The following is a 17,333-nucleotide window of genomic DNA, read 5'->3' as shown; positions in this document are numbered from 1 at the left end:
CTCTTCTTTTACTTAATAAAACTAGTAATGACTCCTCCGATAATGACGAAAATCATTCCAATGGTAATATATAAAAGTTCTCTTTTAGTTTTGTGTTCGTGTAAAAAGATGATTCCACCAAAGGTTGATATGACAACACACATTTGCGAAATCGTAAATCCAGTTGCTACTCCATTTAATTCGGTTGAAATCAAATAGGTTAAAGCACCAAATCCAAACAAGAAACCACTGATAATATTTTTATAGGTAGCCACTTCTTTAAACGGATTAACCTTGGTTTTAAATATTATAAAGCAGGCAAAGATAGTTCCCATCACGACCATTCCAATGGTTTGAGGGAGAAACGCTGCCCATCCATTAGTATTAGCAACTTTTGGGAAGGCCGAATAGCCAACATACCCAAAAGTTCCGATGATTAAAACTAAAATACCCTTTCTAATATTAACCTGTTGCTTTTCTTCCTCAGTTTTTGGTGCTAACGTTCTGTCTTTTTTGGTAGTTAGTAAAACACCCAAAATAATTAAAATAATCGATCCGAATCCAGCTAACTTTGGAATCAAACCCGCCCATTCACCAAAAACAATTACTCCAGTTAATGAATTGCCAATCAACTGAAGACCAGTTGACACTGGCATGGACAACGAAACTCCCATCAGTGAAAATGCAGTGTACTGAGTATATTGTCCAATTGCCCATGCCATCCCAGACAGAAGACAAAGCCAAAAAACTTCTTTTGAAATCACTGGTTGCTTAATGAAATAGACAATAACAGCAATTAAAATGGCTCCATATGTAGAACCCATTAGTTGATTAATTGGCTTTCCACCTAGCAAACCGATTGAAATTGGTAAGATACCCCAAGCAATCGCTGGTAATAATGCAATTAAAATATTCAAACTTAATCCCCCGAATTAAAATAATTTCTAATAATTCTCTTCAAGTTCAATATACTCCCTTTTAAATCAAACCGATATTCAAATTCACAAAAAAAGGACACTAAATGTGTCCTTTTTTGAAAAGATAAAATTTTAAATAAAACTTGTAATGACACCACCAAGAATGACACAAATCATTCCAAGTGTGACAAATACTAGTTCTTTCTTTGTCTTGTGTTCGTGAAGAATTATAATTCCACCAAAGGTTGAAATGACAACACACATCTGTGAAATCGTAAATCCAGTGGCCACTCCGTTTAATTCAGTCGAAATTAGATAGAAGAAGGCACCAAATCCGAACAAAAATCCGGTAATAATGTTTTTATATGAAACAGCTTGTTTAAACGGATTAACCTTGGTTTTATAAGCACTAATAATAACAAAGATCGTTCCCATGATGACCATTCCGATCGTCTGGGGCAGAAATGCTGACCAACCATTGGTATTAGCAATCCTTGGAAAATCAGAGTATCCAATATAGCCAAACATGCCAATTACTAACAGAATTAAACCATTCCGAGTATGCTGAGCGGCATTCTCTTCAGCCGTCTTGGGTTCATTACTGCCATTGTCTTTCAAAGTTGTTAGTAAGACCCCAATGATAATCAAAATAATTGATCCAAAACCAGCTAGCTTGGGAATTAAGCCAGCCCATTCACCAAAGAAAATCACTCCGGTAACTGAAGTACCAACTAACTGCAAACCAGTTGAAATTGGCATCGTTCGTGATACACCAATTTGAGTAAAGGCCATGTACTGAGTCATTTGACCAACTGCCCAAGCCATCCCTGAAAGTAAACACCACCAAAAGTCCTGCATGGTGATCACTGGCTGTTTAAAAATAAACACAAGGATGGCAATAATTAACGCTCCATATGTAGTTCCCATCAACTGATTAACTGGTTTACCACCGATTAACCCAGTTGCAATAGGAAGGAGCCCCCACCCTAACGCTGGGAGTAAAGCAATTAAAATATTCAATATAATTTCCTCCTAAAATGTAAATCCGTGTAGAACCCATTATAATCGCCCATAAGCCCAAAAATCAATTAATTAATTGTCATCACCAACATTTGCCCAAATAAAAAACACCTCATTTAAATGAAGTGTTTTAACGCTTATAGATGACCCCACTCAGACTCGAACTGAGATCGACCGCTTAGGAGGCGGTTGCCCTATCCAGTTGTGCTATGGGGCCAAAAACATTTTCTATTCTCTCACGAATAAAAAATTTAGTAAAGAACCAAACTAATGGTGATTTTTATGACTACTTGGTTTACCCTTATCTTTTTGTTTTCGTTTTCGGTGTTTATTCTTTTTTGGTTTAGCCTGGATAGCTTCGTGCACCTGTCTTTTTTTAGTCAGTGCCTGTTGTTTGATTTCTTTTTGATGTTCTAACTGTGAATCATCAATGTGATCAACGATCTCCCCATTGAAATAATAAATTGGTTTTAATTCATATTCACTATTATCTAAAACGTGCTTTAAATCGCGAAGATCATGGTCATCTCCAAAATTAATTACTAACCCTGGCTCACCCATTCGGCCCGTTCGACCAACACGATGAATGTAGGTATTCGATTCATTTGGCAAATCATAATTAATCACAGCTGGTAATTTTGCAATGTCAAGTCCCCTTGCAGCCACGTCAGTCGTTAATAATAATTTAATTCTTCCCAAACGAAAATCATCCAGCGCCTTTTTGCGGCTCTGTTTACTTTCACCTGCGGCTAATTTTTGTACCTTGCCATTTCCCTCGTGTTTGAAGAAATTAAAAGCCCGATTAAGCGTATCAGTCTGATTAAAAAATACTAATGCTTTAAAACCTTGCATTTTAGATAACCGGTTTAACATTTCATTTCGCTTGGCTCGTGAGATTTGAAAGAGGCCATGGGTTACCTTACCCCTGGTTTGATCAATATCCCTAACGTCAATTATGTCGGCACTTTTACCCATTTTTTCCTTTAGATGATACAAAACATCAGTGTCTGTAGCAGAAAAGTAGGCAGCTTGAGCATCTCTTGGAACTGCAGCAATAATATTTTTAACCTGATCTAAAGAAGTATCGTTGAGCAAATCATCAGCTTCGTCAATGACCACTGTTTCAACGTCATTAACCTTTAATTTTCGTTCATTAATCAAGCTAAGAATTCTTCCGGGAGTTCCCACAACAATCTCTGGATGTTTTTTTAACTGTTCTTGTTGCCGTTTAACGTTTGCTCCACCAATCAATGGCAAAATTTTCACTTTAAAAGGAACCGCCCAATCTCTAATCACACCTGCCACTTGCATCGCAAGTTCTTGAGTAGGTTCGATCACAATGACCTGTGTGCCAACCCCTGGCATCGAATTAGCCAAAATCGGCATTGTAAACGCCACGGTCTTGCCAGAACCAGTTGGTGATAGTGCGACAATGTCATTTTCACCCTCAATCATCGGTGCATAGACTGCTTTTTGGATTGGGGTCTGTTTTTCATATCCTAATTTTTCAAAACGCTTAACAAATTGTTCGAGCACACTATTCTCCTATTTGTAAATAATGAATTCCAGCACTATCAGCAAGACGTCCCATTAAAGCATTAACTTTCTGCATTAAATTCAGTCCTCCAACGTATCGATTTTCGTAAACAGGATTCCCTGGATGATTTATGACTTCAGCAAAATCATTTGCTTCTGGAATCATCGGATTGTCGGTATAAAGAGGAGAAATCTCACTTTCTTTACCCTCATTCATTAATTTAGCTGCCGTAAACTCACCAGCATTATCAATTAAGATCGTTTGCTTTCCACAGTAGATCTCTGATTGTTGATACGAAGTAATCACCTTACTAAAGTTTAAAGTAACATCAAAAGTACCATAGTTTAAAACAGCGACTCCACCACCATCAGCTCCGGTTTCAATGAATTTAGGATAGTACATCTGTGTTCTTGGTAATCCAAATAGAGCAACGGCATCATACACAGGATAAACTCCTAAGTCTTCCAGAGCTCCGCCACCAAATTGAAGGTTAAAGACATTCGGAACTTCACCCTTAAGAACCTTATCGTAGCGAGAAGAATATTTGCTAAAAGTAAATTCTGCCCCATCAATTTTAATATCATCAATTTGATCTTGAACCGCTTTAAAAGCGGGCATGTGAATGTTCCGTGCTGCTTCCATTAAGCGAGCTTTGGGATGTTGCTTTAACGTGTCGATGGCAGACTGGAATTGATATGGTCCAATAAAAGCAGGCTTTTCAACAATGACATTCTTGTCATGCTTAAGTGCTTCAATGACTTGTTGATAGTGAATGGCATTTGGTGAAGCAATATAAACGGTGTCGAATTTGTCAGATTCAAAGAAAACCTGTAAATCATCAAAAATGTTGTCACAATCATTTGGCTGAGCAAATTTCCGCGCCGTATCTAATTTTCTTGAATAAACAGCGTTCAACTTATACTTGCCAGTACTAACAGCAGCATCAACAAACTTTTGTGTGATCCAGTTAGTTCCAATTATTCCTAATTTAATCATTGTAATTCTCCCATTGTACTTCTTCATTATTCACAATATTTACCTGACCTAGATACTGATTCCACTGCTTCTGGTTCCCATTAAAAGCTACGGAATCAAAGCTTCCCTTCTGCCCATCAATGTTTAAATGATCGGAAGAATTCATGTTGATAAAGCGCACGTGCGGTTTCTTTGCATCGCTTTCATTATTTAACCAAAAAGCGGCGTGTGGAATTGATCTAAATTCTCGGTACATCTTCTCGTTAGTATTAATAATAACAGGTCGATCGTATCTCTGGTACAAAAACTGAACAAATTCATTAATCCGTTTCTTTTGTTGCTTTAAATTCACGTTGTTTTCATCATACGGATAGTAATATTGAACTTGAATGACGATTGGAAGCGTCCCGGTATTATCTTTGACTTGAGTTATAAAATTACTCTCTTGGTCTTCAATACTACTCTTAAATCCATAGGTATGATAAACCCCAATCTTTAAACCAGATCCCTGACTGCGATTGTAATTATTGTCAAAATTATCGTCAGCAAAGCTTGCTCCTTGAGTAGAACGAATGTACACGAACTTTTGGCCTTTCTGTTTAAGTGCCGTAAAATCGATGTACCCATCGTCTTGATTTACCGTCACACCCTGAACTGGATACTTTTTCAAAAGTAATTCGCGATCACGATTTTTATGAGCAAAGTACATCCAAATGGAAATAACGATAACTAGTAGCAGTACACTAACCAGTCCAATTAATGCCCACCTAGTTAATTTTTCTTTTCTTACTTTTTTTCGAAGGTTGGACCGGTTAATCTCAGTCATTTGGACCTCCTCAATCATTTCTTATAATTAGTATAATTATAAATCAATATTATCACTATTTATTGATATTCGCTTGAATTCAAACGTTGATTTCAATATAATGAAAGCGTTATAAGTAGTATAATTTTTTTACTCGATCACTTAATAAAGTTGGCATGAAATCTGTCATAGAGTGCATCAACTAGCATGGAAGGGAAAGATTATAATGGAAAACGTAATTGGGGTCGACATCGGAACTACAAGTGTCAAAACCGTTTTATACGATGACAAAGGTGAAGTTAAAGGTTATTCAAACGATGGATATACTTTGTATCAAGACACTGCCGACATGGCAGAAGAAGATCCAGAGGAGATTTTCTCAGCGATGATTCAAGGTCTACAAAATGTTCTTAAAAAAGTAGACCCTAAAAAAGACACCATCAAGGGAGTTTCATATTCGTGTGCAATGCACAGTTTGATCCTCTTGGATGAGAACCACAAGCCACTCACCCGCGCAATCACTTGGGCAGATAATCGTGCCGTTGAATACGCAGATAAATTAAAAGAAAACGGCATTGGAATGGAACTTTACAAAAAGACTGGTGTTCCAACTCATCCAATGACACCACTTGTAAAGGCCATGTGGCTCAGAAATGAAAAGCCTGAATTGTTTAAAAAAGCCCGTTATTTTGTTGGTGTTAAAGAATACATCAACTATAAATTATTTGGGGTTCTAAAAGAAGACTATTCGATCGCTAATGCAACTGGCCTATTCAATATTTTTGACATGGACTGGGACGATGAAGCCTTAAAAGTTGCTGGCATCAAGCGTGATCAACTGCCTGAATTAGTAGACACCACTTATCAATTAAAGGGCTTAAACGAAGAATACGCCAATAAAATTGGAATTGATAAAGATACACCATTTATCATTGGTGCTTCTGACGGTCCTCTGGCTAACTTAGGGGTAGACGCCATTAAACCTGGTGTAGTAGCTGTCACAATTGGAACTTCTGGTGCCGTTCGTGTCGTTAACGACAAGCCAACGATTGATCCTAAGGGCCGTGTATTCTGTTACTACCTAGCTAAGAATATGTGGGTTGTCGGTGGACCCGTTAATAACGGTGGAATTGTCTTCCGTTGGGTTCGTGACCAACTCTGCTTGCCAGAAAAAGTCACTGCCGAACAGATGAACATTGATGCTTACGATCTTCTAACTGAGATTGCTTCTAAGATTCCAGCAGGATCCGAAGGGTTAATCTTCTTGCCGTTCTTGGGTGGTGAAAGAGCTCCAATCTGGGATGCCGACGCTCGTGGAACATACTTCGGTTTGACCAGAAAACACACTCGTGCCCACATGATTCGATCTGCTCTTGAAGGAATCGTGTATAACCTCTACACCGTTATGTTAGCCCTTGAAGAAGTTGTTGGCGAACCAAAGAGTATTCAAGCAACTGGTGGTTTTGCTCGTTCAGAACTTTGGCGCCAAATGTTAGCCGACATCTTTGAACAAGACGTCAACATTCCAGAAAGCTTCGAAGGTACGGCTCTTGGAGCTGCTACTCTTGGAATGTACAGTTTAGGCATGATTGACAGCCTTTACGACGTCAGCAAGTTTGTTGGGGTTACCAATACTCATAAACCAAATCCAAAGAATTACCAAGCTTATCGTGAATTGATCCCAATTTACATTCGTCTAAGTCGTCATCTTCAACCAGAATACAAGAACATTGCTAATTACCAACGTGAACATGAAAATGATTGGAAAACCGGTCCAAAAGACGAAGACTAAATCAATATCACTAAAAAGCATCCAATTGGATGCTTTTTTATTTTATGTACTGACTTCGATTTGGCCCCATGCTATAATTAACCATTACGCAAAAAGGAGTGGATCAAATGCCTCAAAGCAACTTAAAGAAAAACATTGGAATCGGTGCTGCTCTGTCAACTGTCATGGGAACCGTGATCGGTGCTGGAGTCTTTTTCAAAACTGCCAGTGTCGTATCTAATACTCATTCTGTCACTCTCACCATCCTAGCATGGATCATTGGTGGCCTTTTAACAATTTGTGGTGGACTAACGGTTTCAGAATTGGCTGCGGCCATTCCTAAAACTGGAGGAACCATTCAATACTTAAAGTATACTTATGGACCGCTAACTGGATTCCTACTGGGATGGGCCGAAATTCTTGTGTATTTTCCGGCCAACTTAGCGGCTCTCTCAATTGTTTTCTCCACTCAACTAATTAATTTGTTTCACTTATCAACATCACTCTCAATTACCATTGCAATTATTTGTGCATTAAGTGTTACGTTAATTAACCTTTTAGGATCAAAAGTAGCCGGAAGAGTCCAATCTTTGACACTAATTGTCAAATTAATTCCTATCTTTATCATTGTAATTGCTGGACTATTACTCCCGGGTCACGTTGACGTATCTTTTTGGCCTCCAATCCAGAACCATGGCTCCACTAACCTATTAACTGCTTTTGGTGGCGGATTACTGGCCACAATGTTTGCCTACGATGGATGGATCAACATCGGAAGCATCGCCGGCGAAATGAAAAATCCCCAAAAGGACCTTCCTAAGGCCATTATTTTGGGTTTAACTTTTATTATGATCATCTACGTTTTGGTAAACTGGGTTTTCTTAAAAAATATGCCACTTGACCAAATTGCAGGAAACCAAAACACCGCCTATGAAGTTGCCATGAAATTATTTGGTGGCATTGGCGGAAAACTAGTGACCATTGGCATCTTAATTTCCGTTTATGGCGCTATGAATGGCTACATCTTAACCGGGATCAGAGTTCCGTATGCAATGGGTAAAGACGATCAATTACCATTTAGTAAATACTTTGCAAAACTTTCTAAACACACTGCTACTCCCTATATTTCGGGATTATTTATGTTTATGATCGCTGTCATTATGATTTTCATGGGTAGTTTTGATATGCTAACTGACATGTTAGTTTTCGTGATGTGGATATTTAACTGCCTTTTGTTCGTTGCTTTATTCATTTTAAGAAAACGTGAACCGGAGTTGGTTCGCCCATATAAAGTACCTTGGTATCCAATTGTCCCAATTCTCGCACTAGTCGGGGGAATCTTTATCTTAATTTCAACGATCCTAACCCAAACCGTTTTGGCTATCATTGGTATCATAGCCACTTTAATAGGAATTCCAGTTTATTACTGGCATAAAATGATGAAAAACAAAACTTCAACTGAAAAATAAAAAGAATCTAGCGAGCTAGATTCTTTTTATTTACTCTTTTCCAACACCGTTACACTTTCAACATGCGGTGTTTGCGGAAATTGATCCACTGGTTGAACAGGTTGTTTAATTTCATAGCCACCATCAATTAAAGCCTGACAATCCCGTACAAGAGTAGCAGGATTACATGAAACATATACTAATCGTTCTGGCTTCATCTCTAAGACACTAGCAATAAAGGTTGGATCAAGGCCCTTTCTTGGCGGATCAACTACCACGACATCTGGTCGAATGTCCTGCTCTGCCCACTTCTTCATCTGGTCCTCAGCCTTTGCAACCACAAAGCTAACATTATCAATATGATTTAATTTAGCGTTCTTTCGAGCATCTTCAATTGCCTCAGCAACCACATCAACTCCGTACACATGCTTAACTTTTGGTGCCATTGCCAGTGAAATTGTCCCAATCCCGCAATACGCATCAACCACCACATCATTTTTCGATAATTGTGCCTTATTGATGGCCAAAGAATAAAGTTTTTCAGTCTGAACCGGATTAACCTGGTAAAACGACATTGGTGAAATCAAAAACTTGGTGTTTAAGAGTTCATCCTTGATGTAAGCTTTACCTGATAACAGGATGTTCGTGTCCCCCATCAGTCGATTCCCGTGAGAATCATTAACATTTTGAATTAAACTATCTAAATCAGGCAACTGATCATTAATGGATTTAATAATTTCATCTTTATGTGGCAAGTTTTTACCATTAGTAACCAAAACTACCATCATCTCGCTGGTTGCTTTTCCATAACGGACCATAATATTCCTGATACAACCCTTGTGAGTTGCCTCATTGTAAGCACTAACATGATAAGCTCGTAAAACATCCCGAACCTTAATAATAGCTTCATCGATGTGAGGATCTTGAATGTAAAAGTCTTCAATTGGAATTAAATCATGACTGTGGCGCCGATAAAAACCCGTTTCCAATTGACCATTCATCTTCCTAACCGGAATCTGAGCCTTATTTCGGTATTTTGATGGATTATCCATTCCAATTGTTTGAGCAACAGCAACGTTTAAATGAGCCTTCTTAAACAATTCCTCAATCTGATGTTGTTTAAACTCTAATTGTTTTGGATATGCAAGGTGTTGTAATGGAGCAATCCCAGACTGCGTATACCGTCGATCAATTGCTTGAACTCGATTGGGACTTGGTTCGATAATCTTTTCTAATTTTCCAAAGGCGAAGTTCTTTTTAACTTTAATCACCCTGATCTGGACTTTCTCACCTGGAAGAGCATCCTCAATGAAAATCGGAAAATCGGAAACCTTACCAACCCCCATTCCCTGGTAAGTCAAATCAATCACGTTTACCGTGAGGTCTTGGTTTTTCTGTACTGGAGCTTCTTTTTTAGCGCTCATTTGTTCTCCTTACTAAAAAGTTTTGCCGTTACACGGCAAAACTTATTTTTTACTATCAGATGGAAGTTCATCGACTTTTCTGACAAACTTCTTTTCAACATTTTTGACCTGAGGAGCGACACTAGCCGACTCACTGATATCATCAGTCTTAAGGTTGGAATAAATACTAATTCGCTGCTTTAGATCGACAAACTTCATCGGAGCATCACCACCGTATTCGCCATCAAGATTAATCTGTAAGCGACTCTCATCCCCAGGAAAAGCCTCAAATGTATTGGTCTTTTTGTATATAATCCTAGGATCATCAATGTGCCGACCGCCATTAAACGCTTTAGCAATTAATTGCAACATTTCAACTAAATTACCAGTTTTAACAATAATCATGGTAAATTTACCATCATCCATGGTTGCGTTTGGAACAATTTGTTCAAAACCACCCACTGAATTAGTCATGGCTAAAAAAAACATTGAAGCCTTCCCACGATATTCTCCACCATCATACTTTAATAACATCGGAACTGGCTTCACATTTGGCAACATTTCTGCTCCCTTTACCAGGTATGCAAGATACCCAAAAATAGTCTTTAAATCAGAAGGAACATTGTAAGTTAATTCTGTCATAAACCCACCAGCCGCAATATTAATGAAATAATTAGTCACTTCATCATTGTATGCTTTACCAACGTCCATCTTTGAAACATTGCCCTTAGTGATCACTTTAGCAGCTTCAACGTAATCATCTCGAGGAATGTGCAATGCACGCGCAAAATCATTGGTAGTTCCAGCGGGAATGATTCCTAATTGTGGTCGATAATCACGTGGAGCAATGCCATTAATTACTTCATTGATGGTCCCATCTCCACCTGCCGCAATGATGAGATCAAATCCCTCTTCAGATGCACGGGCGGCTTCATCACGTGCTGAATGTGGTTTGGGAGTGGTCGCAAAAGCACTGGCTTCATATCCACCATTCTCCAAAACATCCAAAATATTAACCAACTGCGGTTTTAACATTTCACGTCCAGACGTTGGATTGTAAATTACTCGTGCTTTTTTGACCATTCTTACATCACCCTATTTATCTAAAGAACCTTTCAATAATTTGTTTACAACTTGCGGATTAGCTTGTCCATGAGTTTGTTTCATAATTTGTCCAACCAAATATCCAACAGCTCGATCTTTACCATTATGATAATCATCAACTGACTGTTGATTATCTTTTAAGACCCCATCAATAATTGGTTGCAGTTTTTTAGGATCAGATAATTGGACAAGTCCTTTTTCTTCAACGAATTTCTTTGGATCTTGCCCCTTAGTAACTGCCTTAAATACTTTTTTAGCCATTTTACTTGAGATGGTATTGTCCATAATCATTTTAATCATGGTAGCCATCGCTTCAGGCGTGATTTTGGTGTCTTCCAAGTTAGCTTGATTATCGTTCAAGTACGCATTGACGTTATCTTGAAGGTAGTTAGCGGCTAATTTAGGATCAGCACCTAATTTAACCATTTTATCATAAAAATCAGACATTTCTTTGGTCTGAGTGATAACCATTGCATCATAATCCGTGATCCCTAATTCATTAACGTAACGATTACGACGTTTGATAGGCATCTCGGGCATGGATTCTTTTAATTCATTAATCCATTCATCAGAAATACTCAAAGTTGGAAGATCTGGTTCTGGGAAGTAACGATAATCATCTTTTCCCTCTTTGACACGCATTAACTCAGTTTTACCAGTAGATTCATCAAAACGACGACTCTCAGAATTAATCTGACCGCCGGACATCAACACCTGTTGTTGACGTTGTTCTTCGTACTCAAGTGATTTTCTAACATGATTAAATGAATTCAAGTTCTTTAATTCAATCTTTTGACCTAATTCTTTACTACCAATGGGTCGAACTGAGATATTAACATCAACCCGCATTGACCCTTCTTCCATCTTGACATCAGAAATTCCGGTAAATTGAATCCGTTGTCTTAATCCTTCCAGATAATCATATGCTTGTTGCGGAGTTGTCATCTCGGGCTTAGAGACAATTTCAATAAGGGGAGTCCCCTGACGGTTTAAGTCAACGTAAGAATATTTTTGTTCATGGGTATTCTTACCAGCGTCTTCTTCAATATGCATCTCTTCGATTCCAATTTTTTTCTTACCATTTTCGGTCTCGACTTCAATCCATCCGTTTCTAGCAGTGGGTCTCTCGTTTTGAGTAATCTGATACCCCTTCGGATTATCCGGGTAGAAATAATTTTTACGATCAAAATGAGGGTGCTTTTCAATATGAGCATGTAAAGCTAGAGCCGCGGTGATACCATCCGCAACGACCTGCTTGTTAACGACTGGGAGCGTTCCAGGATAACCCCAGTCAATCACGTTAGTATTACTATTGGGCTTGTCCCCAAACTGTGCAGCAGATGGACTGTAAATTTTTGAATTAGTTTTAAGCTCAACGTGGACTTCTAGACCAATGGTCGTTTCAAAATTCATGACTATTTACCTCCCATCTTTGGTGTTTGCTTGTGAAAATCAGTATTCTGTTCAAAAGCGTATCCTGCTTTATAAATGGTACTCTCATCAAACGGTTTCCCCATTAATTGCATTCCGATTGGCAAACCATTACTGGATCCAGCAATTTGTGACATAGCAGGAACTCCAGCCATATTGGCTGGAATCGTCAAAATATCATTCATATACATTTCAATGGGATCTTGATCTTCTACTCCAATTGTAAAGGCAGTAACTCGAGATGTTGGACTCAAAATTAAATCATGGTCAGCAAAAACCTTTTTAAAATCATTGATGATTAAAGTCCGAATTTTAGCAGCCTGTTTGTAATATTTATCAACATTATCGTAAGAAAGCGATAAGGTACCTAGCATAATCCGTCGCTTAACCTCATCCCCAAACCCTTCTGATCGTGATTTAACGTACAATTCATCAAGTGTTTGAGCATCTGATGCTCGATATCCATAACGAATTCCATCGAATCTTTCTAGGTTAGAAGATGCTTCAGCGGTTTGAAGCGCATTATAAGCAATAACACCATATTTAGAATTAGGCATCGAAACCCAGTCAACCTTTGCACCTAATTTTTTAAACGTTTCTGCGGCATTTTTGATTGCTTTTGAAACATCAGGAGATAACTTATTAACGTATTCCTTGGGAATGCCAATTCTCATCCCCTCGACCCCATCTTTAATGTGTTCGGTGAAATCAGGAACTTCCTGTTTTGAACTAGTTGAATCGTGTTCGTCATGACCTGAAATTGCGTTTAAAACCAGAGCATTGTCAAAGACACTTCTAGTAAGAGGTCCAATTTGATCAAAACTTGAAGCCATCGCAATAAGTCCAAAACGTGATACTCGCCCATAGGTTGGCTTCATTCCAACAATTCCCGTGAATGAAGCTGGTTGTCTAATTGAACCTCCGGTATCTGATCCAAGTGCAACTGGAACTTCACCGGAAGCAACTGCGGCAGCCGAACCACCGGACGAACCGCCAGGAACTTTGCTATAATCCCACGGATTGTGAGTGGTTTTAAGGGCTGAATTTTCAGTTGAACTTCCCATTGCAAATTCATCCATGTTGGTTTTACCAACGTTAATGGTACCAGCATTAGAAAGTTTCTTGGCCACCGTTGCATCATAAATTGAGGTGAAATTTTCTAGCATTTTTGAAGATGCGGTAGTTGGTAATTCTTTAGTAACGATGTTATCTTTCAAAGCCAACGGAATCCCATCTAAAATATTATTAGGATCAATCCCACGTTCATCAATGGCTTTAGCATTTTCAAGCGCTTTATCATTTAGATTATTAAAAGCATCAATGTTTTGGTCAGTAGTTTTGATGTTGTCCATGGTCTCTTTTACTAAGTCAACGGCCGAAATTTCCTTATTTACCAACATCTGGTGAAGTGAACGCAAATCCTTATCTAAATAGTTCATTATTATTCATCCTCACTTTCGTCAATAATTACTGGAACTTTAATTAAGTCATCTTGAATATCAGGAGCATTCTTTAACAAGGCATCTTGTTCGTGCCAATCTTCTGCCACGTCTTTTCTAGTAACGTCAATTCGATCCGTTACCGTATAAGTGGGCTCAACACCCGATGTATCAACTTTTTCAAGTGTATCCAACATTTTCAACAAATCATTTAATTGTTGGGTGAATTCAGGTAATTCATCTTTTTTTAATTCAAGCTTAGCTAACCCAGCAATATGTTGGGTTTGTTCTTCCGTAATCTTATCAGCCATTTTATCCCCTCTTTTACTAAATCACTAAATCTTAATAGCTATTAAACACATGCGAACTGAAGGACTTTCCTCCCGCATTTCGGTTCAAATAACTTTGAATTCCATCAGTTGATTTTACGGTAATATCAATTGGTACACTGCCAGGAAGATATTTTTGAGCAGCATTCTGTAGGTATTGAGTAAAACTGATGATTTCAGTTTGACTATAAAATTGAGTTGTAATGTTAATGTGCATTCCTTGAAGTTGCTTACCCTTGTATTGAGCCTGTGCAGTAATCCCACTCAAGTTAGGGAAGAAATTTTGAACCTGTGACTTAAATTGATTAAACGCAGATAAATCATTCGTATTAGGTCCCTTAGAACCATTGGCAATCGGGAACACATATGATTTTTCATTAATTGGTTTCCATGAGTTTACAGACGTCGTGCCCGGATTGTTAACCGATGAGGCAAAGAAATTACCACCAGTCAAACTATCGTTTGGAGCTTGCTTGTACAATGCAATCACGATTGGAATATTCTTTAATTCTTTATTCTGTCTCAATCGTTTAAGGATCGTGTTAGCCATCTCCTTACCTTGTTTCTCAACCACATCATCGGGGATCTTCTGTTGATACTGGCTCCCATACTTCTGTTTAGTGTAGTAGTACACTGAATTGATCCCAAGGCCAATGGTCATACCCTTCATGGTCATTTTATTACCATTTGGAACTAAGAAGTCTTGTTCATCCATTTGTTGCAAGTACATTGGGGTTACTTTTCCCTTTTGTTGCGATGGATTTAGTCCCTCCGGGTTTTGCTTTGACTTACGGTCAAGCCACTTCTCGGCAGTGTCAGTAGAGATGTATTGTCCCTCCTGAAAAACATACTTATCAGTCGAAAAATTCTGCTTGGAAATTCCAAGCAAACCGTTCTGAAACCCTTTCAAGTTAAACTGATTATCATTTTGTTGAATGTCAACTCCACGCGATTTACTGGTTTGATAATGTCCATCCTTAATAACACTCTGATAATTCTTACCACCAGTTTCCCCGGTTAATTGTGTATTCTTATTATTTGTATTAGTGGTACTCTTGTTAGTACTCCCACAAGCTACTAACATTAACGCGCTAGCCGCCACCATTAAAATTACTTTTAAGCGTCTCAACTTAAATTCCTCCGACTTCTTATCATTCTTTTTGCATTTCATTTTTAAAATGATCTTCATCCCAAACCGGAACCGAAAGAGATTGAGCTTTGGTTAGCTTACTACCTGCATCCTCTCCCGCAATTACTAGGTCGGTATTTTTAGAAACACTACTTGTGACATCCGCTCCATGGTTTTCAAGCCATTCACTGGCTTGACCCCTAGTTAAATCAACCAACTTTCCGGTCAATACAACTCGTTTACCATTGAAAAAGTTATCTGGTTGTACCATCTCTTCATTATTTACATAGTCCATATTAACACCAACATCAACGAGTTCGCCAATTAATTCTCTACTATCAGCGTTTTCAAAATAAGTATGAACACTATCAGCAATAACTTGACCAATGGTGTCAATTGAGGCGATTTCTTCGACACTTGATTTCATGAGAGCATCCATGGTTTTAAAGTGGGCAGCAATTAATCGCGCTGCTTTAGCACCGACGTGTCTGATGCCCAATCCAAAAAGCAATCTTTCAAGTGAATTGCTCCGACTACTATCAATGGCAGAAAGTAAATTGTTAGCAGACTTGTCACCAAACTTATCAAGAGTGAGTAGTTCATCATAACTAAGGTGATACAAGCTGGCCACATCCGAGACCATTTTTTTATCAAACAACTGCTTCACAATCTTAGGACCCAAACCATCAATATCCATTGCATTTCTAGAAGCAAAATGATTAATTTGTTCCACCAGCTGTGCTGGACACTTCGGATTAATACAACGTAAGGCAACCTCACCATCTAAGTGGACTAATTTAGCACCACATGAAGGACATCGATCTGGGATAACATATGGCTTAGAATCTTTTGGCCTTAAATCAGGAAGATACCTTTCAACCTCCGGAATAATGTCGCCAGCTTTATACAAAACAACTGTATCATCGACACGGATATCTTTTTTCTCAATATAATCAGGATTATGAAGTGACGCTCTTGAAACGGTAGTACCGGCCAATTGCACTGGATCCATGATTGCGGTAGGAGTTACCACTCCCGTTCTTCCAACGGTCCACTCAATCTTTTTAATTTTAGTATGAACTTCTTCTGGCGGAAACTTGTAAGCGATCGCCCACTTCGGGACTTTAACCGTATGCCCAATTTCCATTTGTAAAGGAAGCGAATTGGTCTTAATCACAATGCCATCGATACCAAAGGTGAGATTATCTCTTGCTGCTGAATACTTTTTAATGTAAGCATCAATCTGATCCATATTGTCAGCCACTTGATAATGCTCATTGATGGTAAAGCCTAATTCTTTTAGTTCCTCTAAAAGTCCACTTTGAGTGGTAGCCTTTAAATCGTCATAATTAGCAACGTTATACATAAAAGTACTTAAGTGGCGATCCTTAGTAACTTTTGGATCCAATTGTCGAAGACTCCCGGCAGCAGCATTTCTCGGATTAGCAAACGTTGGTTTTCCGTCATCTTGTCGTCGTTCATTTAACTTTAAAAAGGCTTCTTTTCCCATATAACATTCGCCACGTACTTCAATATCAATGGGTCGACTTAATCTTTTAGGGATTGATGGGATGGTTTTTAAATTTTCAGTGATATCCTCACCAATTTGTCCATTTCCCCTAGTCGATCCCTGCACGAACACCCCATGCTCATAACGAAGTGAAATAGCTAGTCCATCGATCTTCAACTCACAATTATACTCAGTATCTTGAGGATAATTGTGCTTGAGTCGAATCACAAAATCCTTAAGCTCTTGGGGTGAAAATACGTCACCTAGTGAAAGCATTGGAATTTCGTGATTGACCTTTGTAAATTCATTCGAAGTTGCCCCACCAACGTGCTGAGTCGGTGAATCAGGAGTGATAATTGCTGGAAACTTAGCTTCCAGATCCTGCAAGCGAGCATAGTTTCGATCATATTCCGCATCTTCTACGGTTGGTTGATCCTGTTCATAGTACTGCTTTCCCCACTTAATTAGCTTTGGTCTTAGTTCTGAGGCCTCTTTTTTTGCTTCACTTTCATTAACCTGATCCATTGGAATCTTAA

The 17,333-nt window shown here is 38.5% G+C and carries 14 protein-coding genes and 1 tRNA gene; 2 read left to right on the top strand and 13 right to left on the bottom strand.

What is annotated here, in order from left to right; all coding sequences use genetic code 11:
• Positions 1–8: 8 nt before the first annotated feature.
• From AC6UDC_RS02810 to AC6UDC_RS02785, 6 genes are all read right to left on the bottom strand, one after another.
• Positions 9–896 carry a GRP family sugar transporter gene (locus AC6UDC_RS02810; protein ID WP_500721174.1) on the bottom strand — a complete coding sequence of 296 codons (888 nt, stop codon included), beginning with the start codon at positions 894–896 and terminating at the stop codon, positions 9–11.
• Positions 897–1,028: 132 nt separating this feature from the next.
• Positions 1,029–1,916 carry a GRP family sugar transporter gene (locus tag AC6UDC_RS02805; RefSeq protein ID WP_500693583.1) on the bottom strand — a complete coding sequence of 296 codons (888 nt, stop codon included), beginning with the start codon at positions 1,914–1,916 and terminating at the stop codon, positions 1,029–1,031.
• 144 nt (positions 1,917–2,060) lie between these two features.
• A tRNA-Arg gene (locus AC6UDC_RS02800) sits at positions 2,061–2,133 on the bottom strand.
• A 50-nt stretch (positions 2,134–2,183) separates the two neighbouring features.
• A complete protein-coding gene (locus AC6UDC_RS02795) occupies positions 2,184–3,452 on the bottom strand; it encodes a DEAD/DEAH box helicase (RefSeq protein ID WP_500721172.1) in 1,269 nt (422 codons plus the stop codon).
• 1 nt (position 3,453) lies between these two features.
• Complete coding sequence (locus tag AC6UDC_RS02790; protein WP_500721170.1) at positions 3,454–4,449, bottom strand: Gfo/Idh/MocA family protein; 996 nt, start codon at positions 4,447–4,449, stop codon at positions 3,454–3,456.
• Complete coding sequence (locus AC6UDC_RS02785) at positions 4,442–5,254, bottom strand: GH25 family lysozyme (protein ID WP_500707183.1); 813 nt, start codon at positions 5,252–5,254, stop codon at positions 4,442–4,444. Before AC6UDC_RS02785 ends, AC6UDC_RS02790 begins: the two co-directional genes overlap by 8 nt.
• 205 nt (positions 5,255–5,459) lie before the next feature.
• Between AC6UDC_RS02785 and gntK the strand changes: the two genes are divergently transcribed.
• Positions 5,460–7,025, top strand: coding sequence for a gluconokinase (gene gntK, locus AC6UDC_RS02780; protein ID WP_500696546.1), 1,566 nt, complete (start codon positions 5,460–5,462; stop codon positions 7,023–7,025).
• A 107-nt stretch (positions 7,026–7,132) separates the two neighbouring features.
• Positions 7,133–8,473, top strand: coding sequence for an APC family permease (locus AC6UDC_RS02775; RefSeq protein ID WP_500721167.1), 1,341 nt, complete (start codon positions 7,133–7,135; stop codon positions 8,471–8,473).
• Positions 8,474–8,499: 26 nt separating this feature from the next.
• On the opposite strand, the gene rlmD is transcribed toward AC6UDC_RS02775, so the two are convergent.
• Genes rlmD through ligA form a run of 7 tightly spaced genes read right to left on the bottom strand, consistent with a single transcriptional unit; the run spans position 8,500 to position 17,328 of the window.
• The gene (rlmD, locus tag AC6UDC_RS02770) at positions 8,500–9,876 is read right to left on the bottom strand and encodes a 23S rRNA (uracil(1939)-C(5))-methyltransferase RlmD (RefSeq protein WP_500721165.1); all 1,377 of its coding nucleotides are present in this window, start codon (positions 9,874–9,876) and stop codon (positions 8,500–8,502) included.
• A 42-nt stretch (positions 9,877–9,918) separates the two neighbouring features.
• Complete coding sequence (locus AC6UDC_RS02765) at positions 9,919–10,938, bottom strand: diacylglycerol kinase (protein ID WP_500721163.1); 1,020 nt, start codon at positions 10,936–10,938, stop codon at positions 9,919–9,921.
• Positions 10,939–10,950: 12 nt separating this feature from the next.
• Positions 10,951–12,372, bottom strand: a complete 1,422-nt coding sequence (gene gatB, locus AC6UDC_RS02760; protein ID WP_500721161.1) for an Asp-tRNA(Asn)/Glu-tRNA(Gln) amidotransferase subunit GatB — start codon at positions 12,370–12,372, stop codon at positions 10,951–10,953.
• A 2-nt stretch (positions 12,373–12,374) separates the two neighbouring features.
• Positions 12,375–13,829 carry an Asp-tRNA(Asn)/Glu-tRNA(Gln) amidotransferase subunit GatA gene (gene gatA, locus AC6UDC_RS02755; protein WP_500693574.1) on the bottom strand — a complete coding sequence of 485 codons (1,455 nt, stop codon included), beginning with the start codon at positions 13,827–13,829 and terminating at the stop codon, positions 12,375–12,377.
• Between the two features lie 2 nt (positions 13,830–13,831).
• Positions 13,832–14,140 (bottom strand): Asp-tRNA(Asn)/Glu-tRNA(Gln) amidotransferase subunit GatC, encoded by a 309-nt coding sequence (gatC, locus tag AC6UDC_RS02750; RefSeq protein ID WP_500693573.1) that lies wholly within the window; start codon positions 14,138–14,140, stop codon positions 13,832–13,834.
• A 31-nt stretch (positions 14,141–14,171) separates the two neighbouring features.
• Complete coding sequence (locus AC6UDC_RS02745; protein WP_500699295.1) at positions 14,172–15,329, bottom strand: CamS family sex pheromone protein; 1,158 nt, start codon at positions 15,327–15,329, stop codon at positions 14,172–14,174.
• On the bottom strand, positions 15,310–17,328 hold the full coding sequence (gene ligA / locus AC6UDC_RS02740) for an NAD-dependent DNA ligase LigA (RefSeq protein WP_500721224.1): 2,019 nt from the start codon (positions 17,326–17,328) through the stop codon (positions 15,310–15,312). Before ligA ends, AC6UDC_RS02745 begins: the two co-directional genes overlap by 20 nt.
• Positions 17,329–17,333 lie beyond the last annotated feature (5 nt).

Source organism: Fructilactobacillus sp. X7R7C1 (assembly GCF_059901065.1).
Note: the sequence above shows the minus strand (reverse complement) of the source record. Positions and strands in the feature narration are given on the sequence as shown.

Excerpts from the sequence above, each read along its gene's own strand:
- AC6UDC_RS02790 (WP_500721170.1), bottom strand. The coding sequence starts at position 4,449 with ATGATTAAATTAGGAATAATTGGAACTAACTGGATCACACAAAAGTTT.
- AC6UDC_RS02785 (WP_500707183.1), bottom strand. The coding sequence starts at position 5,254 with ATGACTGAGATTAACCGGTCCAACCTTCGAAAAAAAGTAAGAAAAGAA.
- gntK (WP_500696546.1), top strand. The coding sequence starts at position 5,460 with ATGGAAAACGTAATTGGGGTCGACATCGGAACTACAAGTGTCAAAACC.
- AC6UDC_RS02775 (WP_500721167.1), top strand. The coding sequence starts at position 7,133 with ATGCCTCAAAGCAACTTAAAGAAAAACATTGGAATCGGTGCTGCTCTG.
- rlmD (WP_500721165.1), bottom strand. The coding sequence starts at position 9,876 with ATGAGCGCTAAAAAAGAAGCTCCAGTACAGAAAAACCAAGACCTCACG.
- AC6UDC_RS02765 (WP_500721163.1), bottom strand. The coding sequence starts at position 10,938 with ATGGTCAAAAAAGCACGAGTAATTTACAATCCAACGTCTGGACGTGAA.
- gatB (WP_500721161.1), bottom strand. The coding sequence starts at position 12,372 with ATGAATTTTGAAACGACCATTGGTCTAGAAGTCCACGTTGAGCTTAAA.
- gatA (WP_500693574.1), bottom strand. The coding sequence starts at position 13,829 with ATGAACTATTTAGATAAGGATTTGCGTTCACTTCACCAGATGTTGGTA.
- gatC (WP_500693573.1), bottom strand. The coding sequence starts at position 14,140 with ATGGCTGATAAGATTACGGAAGAACAAACCCAACATATTGCTGGGTTA.
- AC6UDC_RS02745 (WP_500699295.1), bottom strand. The coding sequence starts at position 15,329 with ATGAAATGCAAAAAGAATGATAAGAAGTCGGAGGAATTTAAGTTGAGA.